Source organism: Pseudomonas sp. Z1-29 (genome assembly GCF_051131995.1).
Taxonomy (GTDB): domain Bacteria; phylum Pseudomonadota; class Gammaproteobacteria; order Pseudomonadales; family Pseudomonadaceae; genus Aquipseudomonas.
In genome coordinates this window covers 5,764,485-5,776,756 of the sequence record NZ_CP071645.1, presented here as the reverse complement: position 1 = coordinate 5,776,756, position 12,272 = coordinate 5,764,485, and the positions used below count along the sequence as shown (strand labels likewise).

General features: G+C 61.2%; 12 protein-coding genes. 2 read left to right on the top strand and 10 right to left on the bottom strand.

Annotated elements, in window-relative coordinates:
• Positions 1-38 precede the first annotated feature (38 nt).
• Entirely contained in the window at positions 39-1,268 is a 1,230-nt protein-coding gene (gene serA / locus J3P84_RS26285; RefSeq protein ID WP_039592617.1) for a phosphoglycerate dehydrogenase, read from the top strand.
• Positions 1,269-1,460: 192 nt separating this feature from the next.
• On the opposite strand, the gene J3P84_RS26280 is transcribed toward serA, so the two are convergent.
• Positions 1,461-1,886 (bottom strand): DUF4399 domain-containing protein, encoded by a 426-nt coding sequence (locus J3P84_RS26280; RefSeq protein ID WP_434570387.1) that lies wholly within the window; start codon positions 1,884-1,886, stop codon positions 1,461-1,463.
• Between the two features lie 132 nt (positions 1,887-2,018).
• Between J3P84_RS26280 and J3P84_RS26275 the strand changes: the two genes are divergently transcribed.
• Positions 2,019-2,585, top strand: a complete 567-nt coding sequence (locus J3P84_RS26275; RefSeq protein WP_434626581.1) for a transporter substrate-binding domain-containing protein — start codon at positions 2,019-2,021, stop codon at positions 2,583-2,585.
• A 160-nt stretch (positions 2,586-2,745) separates the two neighbouring features.
• Here the strand turns inward: J3P84_RS26275 and J3P84_RS26270 are convergent, their stop codons facing one another.
• The 9 genes from J3P84_RS26270 to tcyN all read right to left on the bottom strand — a co-directional run bounded on the left by J3P84_RS26270 (position 2,746) and on the right by tcyN (position 12,271).
• On the bottom strand, positions 2,746-3,375 hold the full coding sequence (locus J3P84_RS26270) for a class I SAM-dependent methyltransferase (protein WP_434626579.1): 630 nt from the start codon (positions 3,373-3,375) through the stop codon (positions 2,746-2,748).
• 94 nt (positions 3,376-3,469) lie between these two features.
• Entirely contained in the window at positions 3,470-4,114 is a 645-nt protein-coding gene (locus J3P84_RS26265) for a methionine ABC transporter permease (RefSeq protein ID WP_368556486.1), read from the bottom strand.
• On the bottom strand, positions 4,104-5,228 hold the full coding sequence (locus tag J3P84_RS26260; RefSeq protein ID WP_434626577.1) for a methionine ABC transporter ATP-binding protein: 1,125 nt from the start codon (positions 5,226-5,228) through the stop codon (positions 4,104-4,106). Before J3P84_RS26260 ends, J3P84_RS26265 begins: the two co-directional genes overlap by 11 nt.
• Position 5,229: 1 nt before the next feature.
• Entirely contained in the window at positions 5,230-6,039 is an 810-nt protein-coding gene (locus J3P84_RS26255) for a MetQ/NlpA family ABC transporter substrate-binding protein (RefSeq protein ID WP_434602491.1), read from the bottom strand.
• A 132-nt stretch (positions 6,040-6,171) separates the two neighbouring features.
• Positions 6,172-7,530 (bottom strand): LLM class flavin-dependent oxidoreductase, encoded by a 1,359-nt coding sequence (locus J3P84_RS26250; RefSeq protein ID WP_434626575.1) that lies wholly within the window; start codon positions 7,528-7,530, stop codon positions 6,172-6,174.
• Positions 7,530-8,723, bottom strand: coding sequence for an SfnB family sulfur acquisition oxidoreductase (locus tag J3P84_RS26245; protein WP_434626574.1), 1,194 nt, complete (start codon positions 8,721-8,723; stop codon positions 7,530-7,532). Before J3P84_RS26245 ends, J3P84_RS26250 begins: the two co-directional genes overlap by 1 nt.
• Positions 8,724-8,746: 23 nt before the next feature.
• Entirely contained in the window at positions 8,747-9,988 is a 1,242-nt protein-coding gene (locus J3P84_RS26240; RefSeq protein WP_434626573.1) for an SfnB family sulfur acquisition oxidoreductase, read from the bottom strand.
• Positions 9,989-10,287: 299 nt separating this feature from the next.
• A complete protein-coding gene (locus J3P84_RS26235; RefSeq protein WP_434626572.1) occupies positions 10,288-11,037 on the bottom strand; it encodes a hypothetical protein in 750 nt (249 codons plus the stop codon).
• A 475-nt stretch (positions 11,038-11,512) separates the two neighbouring features.
• Positions 11,513-12,271: an L-cystine ABC transporter ATP-binding protein TcyN gene (gene tcyN / locus J3P84_RS26230; RefSeq protein ID WP_305497545.1), complete on the bottom strand. Its 759-nt coding sequence runs from the start codon at positions 12,269-12,271 to the stop codon at positions 11,513-11,515.
• Position 12,272 lies beyond the last annotated feature (1 nt).

The window sequence follows — 12,272 nt, the reverse complement described above, 5'->3', positions numbered from 1 at the left end:
TTCCCTGCCATTTTTCTCCGGGACACAGGTTTACGCAGATGAGCAAGACTTCTCTCGATAAGAGCAAGATCAAGTTCCTTCTTCTCGAAGGCGTCCACCAATCGGCTGTCGACGTCCTCAAGTCGGCGGGCTACACCAGCATCGAGTACATCACCAGCTCTCTGCCGGAAGCCCAGCTCAAGGAAAAGATCGCCGATGCTCACTTCATCGGTATTCGCTCCCGTACTCAACTGACCGAAGAGATCTTCGACCACGCCAAGAAGCTGGTCGCGGTCGGCTGCTTCTGCATCGGCACCAATCAGGTTGACCTCAACGCGGCCCGTGAGCGCGGTATCGCGGTGTTCAACGCGCCGTACTCCAACACCCGTTCCGTTGCCGAGCTGGTGCTGGCCGAGGCGATCCTGCTGCTGCGCGGCATCCCCGAGAAAAACGCTTCCTGCCACCGTGGCGGCTGGATCAAGAGCGCGGCCAACTCCTTCGAAATCCGGGGCAAGAAGCTGGGTATCGTCGGCTACGGCTCGATCGGCACCCAGTTGTCGGTACTCGCCGAGGGCCTTGGCATGCAGGTGTTCTTCTATGACACCGTGACCAAGCTGCCACTGGGCAACGCCACCCAGGTCAACGACCTGCACGAATTGTTGGGCATGTCCGACATCGTCACCCTGCACGTACCGGAAACCCCGGCCACCCAGTGGATGATCGGCGAGAAGGAAATCCGTGCCATCAAGAAAGGCGGGATCCTGATCAACGCCGCGCGTGGCACCGTGGTCAAGCTCGACGCCCTGGCCGAAGCGATCAAGGACAAGCACCTGATCGGCGCTGCCATCGACGTGTTCCCGGTAGAGCCGCGCTCCAACGACGACATCTTCGAGAGCCCGCTGCGTGGCCTGGACAACGTGATCCTGACACCGCACATCGGCGGGTCCACCGCTGAAGCCCAGGCCAACATCGGTCTGGAAGTGGCGGAGAAACTGGTCAAGTACAGCGACAACGGTACTTCGGTATCGTCGGTGAACTTCCCAGAAGTGGCCTTGCCCGCTCACCCTGGCAAGCACCGCCTGCTGCACATCCACGAGAACATCCCGGGTGTGATGAGCGAGATCAACAAGGTCTTCGCGGAAAACGGCATCAACATTTCCGGCCAGTTCCTGCAGACCAACGAGAAGGTCGGCTACGTCGTGATCGACGTCGATGCCGAATACTCGGACCTGGCGCAGGAGAAGCTGCAGCACATCAACGGCACCATTCGTTGCCGCGTGTTGTTCTAAGCAGGCTGGACTTGCAATAAAAAACGGGAGCCCCGCAGGGGGCTCCCGTTTTTTTATCTGGCACAACCTGGAAACCCTGTGGGAGCGAGCCTGCTCGCGAAGGCGTAATATCAGCCAATACAAATATGTCTGACAGACCGCTTTCGCGAGCAGGCTCGCTCCCACAAGAGATGCTGCGTTTTCAAGCCGGTGTTACTTCACATTCACTGTGATTTTCTCGGACACGATAGACGGGTCGAACGGCATATGGCCGCTGTCGCCCAGGATCAATTGCAAGGTGTGCTTGCCCGGGGCCAGTTTGATGGTGGCCTCGGTTTGTGCCTTGCCGAAGTGCATGTGGTGGGCGTCGGTCGGAATCGGCGCGCCTTCCTTCGGCACGTCGTCCACATCGATCAGCAAATGGTGATGGCCAGTGTTCTTGGTCACATCGCCCGCCGGAGCCAGGGCGATATCCTTGACGCCGAACTTGACCTTGAATTCCTGGCTGACGGTGGCGCCATCTTCCGGGGAAACGATGAACACTTCTGCACCCTTGGGGGCCGGGGTCGCCGCTGTTGCCAGCATCGAGGTGCCCAACAACAGGCCAGCCAACGCGGCACGAGACATAAAGCTTTTCATTTTTTTCTCCAGTTTTTCGATGAAATCCGCTGAGTCATGACAACTTCATGAACAATCGTTGTCGAAGCCTGCAACAACCATAGCAAAGCGAGCCTGAGACGAGCGTCGCTTGTATAAATTCTAGGAGTGACCATGCGTTTCCTGCCTGGCCTGATCTGCCTGCTACCCCTTTTGAGCCCTTTGGCCCATGCCGAATTGATCGACGATATCAACGACCGGGGCGAGTTGCGCATCGCTCTTGAGGCCAACGCGGCGCCCTTCAACTTCAAGGAAGACGGCAAACTCACCGGCTTCGAAGTGGAGCTGGGCGAAATGCTCGCGAGCGAGCTCGATGTACGGGCCGATTTCGTTGTCACCGATGCCGAGGATTTGTTGGCCGGTGTGGAAACCGGCAAATACGACGTCGCCATCAATCACATAGCACTGACCCCGGAACTGGCGGATCGTTTCGATACCAGTACCCCCTACAGCCAACCCGATGCGCAGTTGCTGGCGAGCAAGGACGAGTCGCAACGTCCGCTGGTCATGGCGCAGTCGTTCCAGGCGCAGGAAAAGAAAGGCCCGCCGCCCAGCCTGGTGATTCCGTTCCAGAAGGACAACCCGGCGTTCAAGGCCAGCCTGGACAATGCCCTGGCGCGGATCAAGGAGGATGGGCGGCTGGAGCAGTTGTCGCAGAAGTGGTTGAAACAGCCGGAGTGAAGCTTCCAGGCGATGAGGCCAAGCCTTCAAGCTTCATTGACTATTGGAGCGCTATCGCGAGCAAGCTCGCTCCCACATTGGAATTGCGCTGCTCACAGATCATGAGTTCACAACTGATCGAATGTGGGAGCGAGCTTGCTCGCGATGGCGTCCTCAAGTCCTAAGCAGGTTTACGCCACACGCTCGCCAACCAAGGCTGCTGTTCCCGTAGCAGCCCCGCTGGCCGGTAATAATGCTCCAGCTCCACAAAACCTGCCGCGCCCAGCAGCCTGCGCCAGGCGTCGAGGTCGTGGTAGGCGCCGAAGCGCTGGCCGTTCCAGCCTTCCTGGTTTTCGCCCCGTGGATTGGAACTGAACAGGACGCCTCCAGCCTTTAGCGTGGCGTGCAGTTGCCTGAGCACGCGGGGCAGTTCCTGGACTGGAATATGAAACAGCACCGCGTTGGCAAAAATCCCATCAAAGCGTCCATCCGGCAGGTCGAGTTTCAGGAAGTCCTGTTGCCACACCTCGCACCCGCTGTCCTGGCGGGCCATCCGGGCGAATTCTTCGGAACCGTCCAGGCCGACCGCGACATGGCCCATGCCGGTGAACGTACGCAAATCCCGCCCCGGACCGCAGCCGAAGTCGAGGATATGAAACGGCGCCTGGCCCTGGATGTGGCGCAGCAACGCATCGATGTTCTGGCTGACATCATGATCGCGGGTGCCTTCGCGAAAATTCTCGGCCACGGCGTTGTAATGACCCAGGGTCGTGGCGGTGATGACGTGCAGGTCTTCGGCAGTGTGTTTCATGATCGCGGGCTTTGCTGGGGAGTGTTTGACGACTATACCGCAAGCCCGCCGGCCGCCAATCGCGAGCAGGCTCGCTCCCACAATGAGTCGCGCTTCAGCGTTTGTTCAGGCCGCGCGCCAGACGATCGCCCCCCAACTGGATCACCGCGACCAGCGCCACCAGCAGCACGATCACCGTGAGCATGATCTGGCTGTCGAACCGCTGGTAGCCGTAACGGTAGGCGATGTCACCCAGGCCACCGGCGCCGATCGCCCCGGCCATGGCCGAGGAATTGATCATGGTCACCAAAGTGATGGTAAAACCGCCGACGATGCCTGGCAGCGCCTCTGGCAGCAATACGTGCCAGACGATATGCCAGCGCCGGCAACCCATGGCCTGGGCCGCTTCGATCAGGCCGTGGTCGACTTCCCGCAGGCTGACTTCGGCGATGCGGGCAAAAAACGGCGTCGCGGCGATGGTCAGCGGCACCACCGCAGCCCACACGCCGTAGGTCGTGCCGACAATCAGCCGGGTGAACGGAATCAGCGCCACCATCAGGATCAGGAACGGGATCGAGCGAAACAGGTTCACGAACGCGCCCAAGGCACGGTTCAGCGCCGGTGCCTCGTAAATGCCGCCCTTGCCGCTGGTGACCAGGATAACCGCCAGCGGAATGCCCGCCAGCAACGCGATCAATGACGACACACCGACCATGAGGAACGTGTCGATGAAGCCCTGCAATAAGCGATCAAGCCACATAACCCAGCACCTCCACCCGTTGCGCCCATGCACCTGCCCGCTGACGCAACTCCTCGGCGCCCAGTGAGGAGCCGCTCACGGCCAGCAGTAATTGTCCCAGCCCATGTCCCTGGATCCGTTCGATGCCGCCGTGCAACAGTCGCACCCGGCCACCGAGGGCGCCGAACAGGGCTGCGAGGTCCGGTTCATCGCGGGCGGTACCGGTGAATTGCAGGCGCAGCAGCGTGGCTGCGTCCGCCGAGGCCGGTTGCGGCTGCAAGCGGTTCTGCAGTTCTTCAGGCAGCGCGTGCTGCAACGGCGCCAGCAGCGTCCGGCTGACCTCATGTTGCGGGTTGCCGAAGACTTCCCAGACCGGCCCCTGCTCAACGATCCGCCCTTGTTCCAGCACCACTACCCGGTCGCAGACTTCGCGGATCACCGCCATCTCGTGGGTAATCAGCACAATCGTCAGGCCCAGCCGCTGGTTGATCTCCCGCAGCAGGCCGAGGATCGATTGAGTGGTCTCCGGATCCAGCGCCGAAGTGGCCTCGTCACACAGCAGGATCTGCGGATCGTGGACCAGCGCCCGGGCGATGCCGACCCGCTGCTTCTGCCCGCCTGAGAGTTGTGCCGGATAGGCTTTGTGCTTGCCATCCAGACCCACCAGTTCGAGCAGCTCGCGGACCTTGCGCTGGCGTTGCTCCTTGGGCACCCCGGCGACTTTCAGCGGCAGCTCGACGTTCTGCCAGACGGTCTTGGCCGACATCAGGTTGAAATGCTGGAAGATCATGCCGATGCGCCGGCGCAGCTCGACCAGGCGATCCTCATCGAACTCGCCGATGTCCACCTGATCGATCAGCACCCGACCGCTGGTGGGTTGCTCGAGGCGGTTGATGGTGCGAATCAGTGATGACTTGCCAGCGCCGCTGCGGCCGATGATGCCGAACACCTCGCCGCGCTGGATCGCCAGGTCGATGCCGTGCAGCGCGTTCACCGGCCCTTGGGCGCCCAGGTAGGTTTTGCCCAGGCCGACAAAACGCACGTGGGCCCGGTTGAGCTGTGGGTGCAGCTCGGTGCTTTCGGCGCTTCGGCGCGTGGGCGTTTGCTGTTCAAGCAAAGCGTTGACGGCATTCATATCAGCTTTCCCAGCCGGCTTGATAGAGCTTGCCATGGGCCTTGTCCAAGGCTGCTCGCACGGCCGGGGAGTGCTGATAGATATCGACGAACTTGATCAGCCGCGGGTCGCTTTTGCTCTTGGGCTGGATCACGAACTGGATGACGTATTCCTTGTGATCGAGGCCGTCGAACAGCAACGCGGACGTCGCGTCGAAGGTATTTGCCAGGCGGATATAGGCCGGGTAGCCCTGCACCAGATCGGCGTCTTCATAGGCGCGCACCAGCTGCACGGCTTCGACCTGCAGGATCTTGATCTTCTTCGGGTTGGCGACAATGTCGTCTTCGGTGGCCTTGTAGCCGACGCCCGGCTTGAGCTGGATCAGCCCGGCCTTGGCCAGCAGTTGCAAGCCGCGACCGCTGTTGATCGGGTCGTTGGCAATGGCGACGCTCGCGCCTTCGGGCAGCTCGTCGAAGCTTTTGTATTTTTTCGAGTAAAGGCCGACGTTGTTGATGATGCCCGGCGCGAACGGCACCAGGTCGAACCCAGCGGCGGCCTTGGCGTTTTCCAGGAAGGGAATGTGCTGGAAATAATTCACGTCAATGTCACCCGAAGCGAGGCTGACGTTAGGCGCGATCCAGTCACTGAATTCCACCAGCTCGACCTTCAGGCCTTGTTTGCCGGCCTCTTCGACAGCGGCCTCCAGAGGAATGGCGAAGGCGGCGGTGGTGCCGATTTTCAACGGCGCGTCGGCGGCGAACAGCGCTGAGCTGAACAGGCCGAGGGCCAGGGCCAGTGCTTTGACTGGCAGGGTCAGGAGTTGCTTGGTCATGTCGGTTGTTCCAGTCATTAATGAGTCATGTGCTTTCGTGGCGAGGGAGCTTGCTCCCGCTGGGCTACGAAGTAGCCCGAGCTTTTTTGGGCGGGCTTCGCCCACCAGCGGGAGCAAGCTCCCTCGCCACGGTCATCGCCGGTAGTTCGAGCCAGTGTGTTGGCCGGGTAGTCTCGCTTGCGCGTGAAACAGCTTTTCCCGCAACGTCCCCCCGTCGTATTCGGTCTTGTACGACCCGCGGCGCTGCAGCTCGGGAATCACCAGGTCGATGAAATCCACGTAGCTTTGTGGCGTGACGATGCGGGTCAGGTTGAAGCCGTCGAGGCCGGTCTCGGCGATCCACGATTCCAGCTCGTCGGCGACCTGTTCGGGCGAGCCGACAACGGTGATGTAGCGACCGCCCAAGGCGTGTTGCTCCAGAAGCTTGCGTCGGGTCCAGTCGTTGTTCTGCAAGGTCTTGGTCGCGGACTGGATGGCGTTGCTCTTCACGTACTGGATCGGTTCGTCCAGTTCGTACTCGGAAAAATCGATGCCCGTCGACGCGGAGAAATGCGCCACGCCGGCCTCGGCGCTGGCATACCCCAGGTACTCGGCATGCTTGGTCCAGGCCGCTGCTTCGGTCTCGCCGACAATCACGTTCAGGCCCATGAACACCTTGATGTCCTCGGCATTGCGTCCGGCCGCGACGGCGCTGGCGCGGACCTTGTCCACCTGGGCCCTGGTCGCCGGCTTGTTCTGGCCGCTGATGAACACGCACTCGGCATGGCGCCCGGCGAACAGCAGGCCGCGCTCGGAGCTGCCGGCCTGGAACAGCACCGGTGTGCGTTGAGGCGATGGCTCGCAGAGGTGATAACCCTCGACCTGATAAAACTCGCCCTGGTGCCTGACCTTGTGCACTTTTTCTGGCTGGGCGTAGATCCGTTGCTGGCGATCGTTGAGCACCGCATCGTCTTCCCAACTGCCCTCCCAGAGTTTGTAGAGCACCTCCAGGTACTCGTCGGCCTGGTCATAACGGCGGTCGTGCTCGACCTGCGCGCCAAGGCCCATGGCTTTCGCGGCGCTGTCCAGGTAACCGGTGACAATGTTCCAGCCAACCCGGCCGCGGCTCAGGTGATCCAGCGTGCTCATGCGTCGGGCGAACAGGTACGGCGGCTCATAGGTGAGGTTGGCGGTGAGGCCGAAGCCGAGGTTGCGGGTGACGGCAGCCATTGCCGAGACCAGCAGCAATGGGTCGTTGACCGGCAGCTGGATCGACTCTTTCAGCGTGACCTCCACCGATTGCTGGTAAACGTCATAGACCCCGACGATATCGGCGATGAACAACCCGTCGAACAGACCGCGCTCCAGCAGCTGGGCCAGACCGGTCCAGTATTCGAGCGTGTTGTACTGGGTCGAGGTGTCCTGCGGATGCGTCCACAAGCCGTGGTTGATATGGCCGATGCAGTTCATGTTGAACGCGTTGAGGAGGATTTTTTTCTTGCCGAGGGCCATCAGATGGTCCCTCGCAATGGTGGTTTTTCGTCGTTGAGGTAGAAATTGCCGACCGCGTGATATTTCCAGCGCACCGGGTCATGCAGCGTATGCACCCGGGCGTTGCGCCAGTGACGATCCAGGCCATGTTCGGCCAGGGTCGCCTGGCTGCCGGCCAGTTCGAACAGCGTGCTGCCGGCGGCCAGGGAGATTTCGGTGCTGATGGCCCGGGCTTCGGCCACGGCAATCGAGGCCGCCGCCACCGTTTCGGCGTTGCTGTCGGCCTGGGCGCGGTCGAGGAATTCGCCGGCGCGCTCCAGCAAGGCTTCGGCGGCGTGCAGGCGAACGCCCAGGTGACCGAAGCTCTTGAGCGTATGCGGATCCTGGGTGGCGACATCGCTGGTGGCGTCGATCCACGGCCGGGTTTTGCTGCGGACAAAATGCAACGCATCTTCATAGGCGGCGCGGGCAATGCCGGTATCGATGGCGGCATGGAGAATCTGCGCCAACGGGCCCACCGGAGTAGGGCGTTCGAAGGCGCTCTGGAACGGCACGATGTCTTCGGCAGCGACCTGCACGGCTTCGAACACCACCGAGCCGCTGCCCGTGGTGCGCTGGCCAAAACCGCTCCAGTCGTCGATAACCGTCAGGCCCTGGCTGTTGCGCGGAACGAACGCCAACTGCTGCACGCCGTTCTCGTCCACCACCGAAGTAGGGATGCGCTGGGCATAGATCGCCCCGGTGGCGTAAAACTTGCGGCCGTTGATGCGGTACCCGTCGCCATCGCGAAGCAGTTGGGTGGTGCGCTCGTGAGCAGTCCTGGTTCCGAGCTCCGCCAGGGCGTTGCCGAACCGCTGACCGCCCAGCACTTCGGCATACAGCCGTTGCTTCTGGGCTTCGCTACCATTTACCCGCAGCACTTCCAGGGCGTAGTAGTGGTTCTGGGGGATTTGCCCGAGCGAGCCATCGGCCTGGGCGATCAGCGCCACGACCTTCGCCAGCGTGACGTTGGAAACGCCGGCGCCGCCGTAGGCCTTGGGCACGCTGATGCCCCACAGGCCGGAGCGGGTGAAGGCTTCCAGCTCCGGGTGCGGCAGGCGCCGTTCGCGATCGCGCAGGGCGCTGTCGCGCTTGAAGTCATCGGCCAGGTCGCTGGCGACAATGAGGGCTTGTTCATCGCTGGTGATCACCGCGACGTGTTGAGAAAGCGTCATGTGCTGCTCCAGTGGTCGGGTCGTCAGATCCAGGAATGTCGGGCGGGCAAGGTCCCGTTCAGGTGGTAGTCGCCGATTGCGTGGTATTTCCAGCGCACCGGGTCGTGCAGGGTGTGGACCCGCGCGTTGCGCCAGTGGCGGTCGAGGTTGAACTCGGCAAGGGTGGCGCGGCTGCCGGCCAGCTCGAAGAGTTTTTCGCTGGCTTGCAGGGCGATTTCGGTGGTCAGCACCTTGGCTTCGGCGACGGCTATCGAAGCGCGGGCGGCGGACTGTGCCGTGATCGGCGCGGCGTTGACCTGGTCCAGTACATGCCCCGCCTTGCGCAACAGAGCCTCGGCGGCATGCAGTTCGATTTTCAGCTTGCCGACGTCGGCGATCACGTACAGATCGTCGCAGGCCCGCTCGACCTTGGCATCGATCCAGGGCCGCGCGCGTTCGCGAACGAAGGCGATAGCGTCATCGATAGCGCCGCGGGCGATGCCCAGGTCAATCGCCGCCTGGATCAGCTGCGAGAAGGCGCCTTGCACGTTTGGCGTTTCGTTGATGCGCCAGTTGTCCAGGACCAGTTCGGCGTCGACCCGCACATTGTTCAGCAGCACGGTGCCGCTGGCCGTGGTGCGCTGGCCGAAGCCCGACCAGTCGTCGACGATGCGCAGGCCCGGGGTGCCGCGCCGGACGAACGCCAGCACTTGGCGACCTTCGTCATTCAATGCCTTCACGGCGACCCAGTGGGCGAACAGGGCGCCGGTGGAGTAGAACTTCTGTCCATTGATGACGAAGCCATCGCCATCGGCGGTGATCCGCGCCTTGAGGTCCAGGGTGTTGCGGGTGCCGCGCTCCGGCCCGGCGTTGCCGATGCGCCAGCCTTCGAGCACGCTCTGGAGGAGAATTTTCTTTTGCCGTTCGGTGCCCGTGGCGAGAATCAGCTGGAGCACGCCGAACTGGTTCTGCGGGATCTGCCCGAGGGCCGGATCGGCTGCGGAAATGATCGCGAACACTTCGGCGATGGTAACTGAAGAGACTTGCGGGCCGCCGTACTCACGAGGAACGGCAATGCTGCCAAGCCCGCTGCGGGTGAATTGCTCGATTTCCGCCCAAGGCAGCTTGCGCTGCTGATCGCGGCGTGCGGCCTGCTGGCGAGCAACCTGTGCGAGTTCATGCGCGGCCTTGATTGCCTCGGCATCGGTGCGCAGCACCTGTGCCGGCAATAACAATGGAGCGACATCCAGGTCGCTATGGACCTTTGCTTGCGCCAGATCGGACATTACAGCCACTCCTTGGCTGCGTGCAGTGCCTTGGCGCCCTGCACTGGGGCGTTTGTGTTCCGTACCATACCCACCTCACATCTCAAGAAAACACCGCGATGAATGCGGTGGCGAAAATCAAGAATGTCCGGTGGTCCGGTCGATATACCCTAAACGCGTATAAAATGTTTTTGAACTATCTTTTAGGAATATCGATAGGCTGGATTTAAATTCATGGAGCCCGCATGGGCGAAACGGCTCTTGTGGTGAGGGAGCAGACATCCCTGCCACAAAAACCGATTACTTTTTGACGGCGCGCTTCAACGGCCATAAACGAGGTTTTGGACGGGCCTCTTCAGATTCGCATTCGCGCAACCGATCTTCAATGTCCGTGGCGGTGCCCAATGGGAGGTGTTGCCTACACGATCAAGGATGCAATAGGTCACTTCCAGGCGCAGGTCTTCGCCGGCTTCGGTGATTATTTCCGGTGGCACCCAGACATGGATCGGCTGGCCCACCTCGCAAGGTTTGATCCGAGGCAAGTCCATGCGTACATCGCCCCAGCGCACGGTGATCGCATCGTCGGCGGCCATGTTCAGGTAGGGCTCGATGGTCAGCGGTACGCCACGCTTGATCTGATTCGGATTGACGCCCTGGCGACGGATGGCCTGGGGGATACGCACCGGTGCCAGGCTCTGGTTTTCATCGCCGATCAAGGTCGAGGGCCGACCTCCGGGGCAATCGAGTTTGACTTGCACCCGTTGCGGGGCTGACAGCGCCGGCCCACGCCCGACCCGCATGACGCGATAATGGATGCATGACGTCCCGTTGACGACGAAGCTTTCCGGTATCCGCAACGTGATGCCGCCATGGGTATCTGCCTCGGATACCTGGCGGGAGCCGACGTAGCAGTTATCCCAGAACAGTTCGATCAGATCGCCCGCATCCATGCCGGAATAAGGTGTGATGAGCACTTCCAGCCGAGCGGCGCTGGTGATGTTGATACCGGTAGGCAGGGTATTGGCCAGCGCGGGCGCGGCCAGTTCGAGGATCGGTGACGTACATGTCATGGTGTTCTCCTTGGTGTCCATATCGAGCTGTTTCATAAAGGTCAAAGGCACGGATAAACGCGGCATTGTTTATTGCGTTGCAATAAAATCATGAACTTTCAGTGCGGGATTGAGGGGGATTAAAATAATGCGCGTCGCCTGTTGGCTTCTAGATAAGGGTTGGGCAGTTACAGTGTCAATAGAAGGGCGGGATTAATGCTTGATTGGCCAACTCTTCAGAAGTTTCCTACGCGGTGCAGTTAGTATTACTTGCTGTCAGACGCCACTTTCCTTGCCCCGGCGTCTGTCGTATTGCTTACGGTAGCTGAAGGCGCGAGACAACGGGCGAGGGGTCCGACATAAGTGTTACGCCAGGTATACGCATGTCGTGCTGACAAGTTTCTCAACTGAGGGCGGGGCTGTAAGTTGTTTCGTAGCGGTCAAGAGTATGACATCCGAGTTATCCACTTCCTTCCATGGAAGTGTGCCGGATAACTTATTGCGCGGCGTGTGCGGAGAGGAACTTGCTGAGGAATTGTCGAGTACGCTCTTCTTTAGGGGCCGCGAACAAAGCCTTGGCTTCCCCTTGCTCGACGATCACACCTTTATCGAAGAACACCACGCGATTGGCCACGTCCCGGGCGAAGCCCATTTCATGGGTGACGATCACCATGGTGCGTTTTTCTTCGGCCAGGCCGCGAATGGTCGCCAGTACTTCGCCCACCAGCTCGGGGTCGAGGGCCGAGGTCGGCTCGTCGAACAGGATCACCGCCGGCTCCATCGCGAGCGCCCGGGCAATTGCCACGCGCTGCTGCTGGCCGCCGGACAGGCGCCGTGGGTAGGCGTCCTCCTTGCCGGCCAGCCCGACCTTGGCCAGGAGCTTGCGCCCCAGGGCTTCGGCTTCGGCACGGGGAATTTTTTTCACCACCTGGGGACCTTCGGTGACATTTTCCAATGCGGTGCGATGGGGAAACAGGTTGAAATTCTGGAATACGAACCCTACCTGCTGACGCAAACGCCTGACCAGGCCCTGTTGCTGGTTCAGCGGGCGGCTGCCATCGATCTCGATGTCGCCGACCTTGATCCGGCCACTGCTGGGTTCTTCGAGGAAGTTCAGGCAGCGCAGGAAGGTGGTCTTGCCCGAGCCGCTGGGGCCGATGATCGCTACCACTTCGCCTTCCTCGATCTTCAGGTCGATGCCGTTGAGCACTACCTGACCCTTGAACTGCTTTGTCAGTTTTTCCACGACAATCATC

Coding starts and splice junctions, on each gene's coding strand:
- tcyN (WP_305497545.1), bottom strand. CDS start 12,271: ATGATTGTCGTGGAAAAACTGACAAAGCAGTTCAAGGGTCAGGTAGTG.
- J3P84_RS26245 (WP_434626574.1), bottom strand. CDS start 8,723: ATGACGCTTTCTCAACACGTCGCGGTGATCACCAGCGATGAACAAGCC.
- J3P84_RS26275 (WP_434626581.1), top strand. CDS start 2,019: ATGCGTTTCCTGCCTGGCCTGATCTGCCTGCTACCCCTTTTGAGCCCT.
- J3P84_RS26255 (WP_434602491.1), bottom strand. CDS start 6,039: ATGACCAAGCAACTCCTGACCCTGCCAGTCAAAGCACTGGCCCTGGCC.
- J3P84_RS26250 (WP_434626575.1), bottom strand. CDS start 7,530: ATGGCCCTCGGCAAGAAAAAAATCCTCCTCAACGCGTTCAACATGAAC.
- J3P84_RS26260 (WP_434626577.1), bottom strand. CDS start 5,228: ATGAATGCCGTCAACGCTTTGCTTGAACAGCAAACGCCCACGCGCCGA.
- J3P84_RS26280 (WP_434570387.1), bottom strand. CDS start 1,886: ATGAAAAGCTTTATGTCTCGTGCCGCGTTGGCTGGCCTGTTGTTGGGC.
- J3P84_RS26240 (WP_434626573.1), bottom strand. CDS start 9,988: ATGTCCGATCTGGCGCAAGCAAAGGTCCATAGCGACCTGGATGTCGCT.
- serA (WP_039592617.1), top strand. CDS start 39: ATGAGCAAGACTTCTCTCGATAAGAGCAAGATCAAGTTCCTTCTTCTC.
- J3P84_RS26270 (WP_434626579.1), bottom strand. CDS start 3,375: ATGAAACACACTGCCGAAGACCTGCACGTCATCACCGCCACGACCCTG.
- J3P84_RS26235 (WP_434626572.1), bottom strand. CDS start 11,037: ATGACATGTACGTCACCGATCCTCGAACTGGCCGCGCCCGCGCTGGCC.
- J3P84_RS26265 (WP_368556486.1), bottom strand. CDS start 4,114: ATGTGGCTTGATCGCTTATTGCAGGGCTTCATCGACACGTTCCTCATG.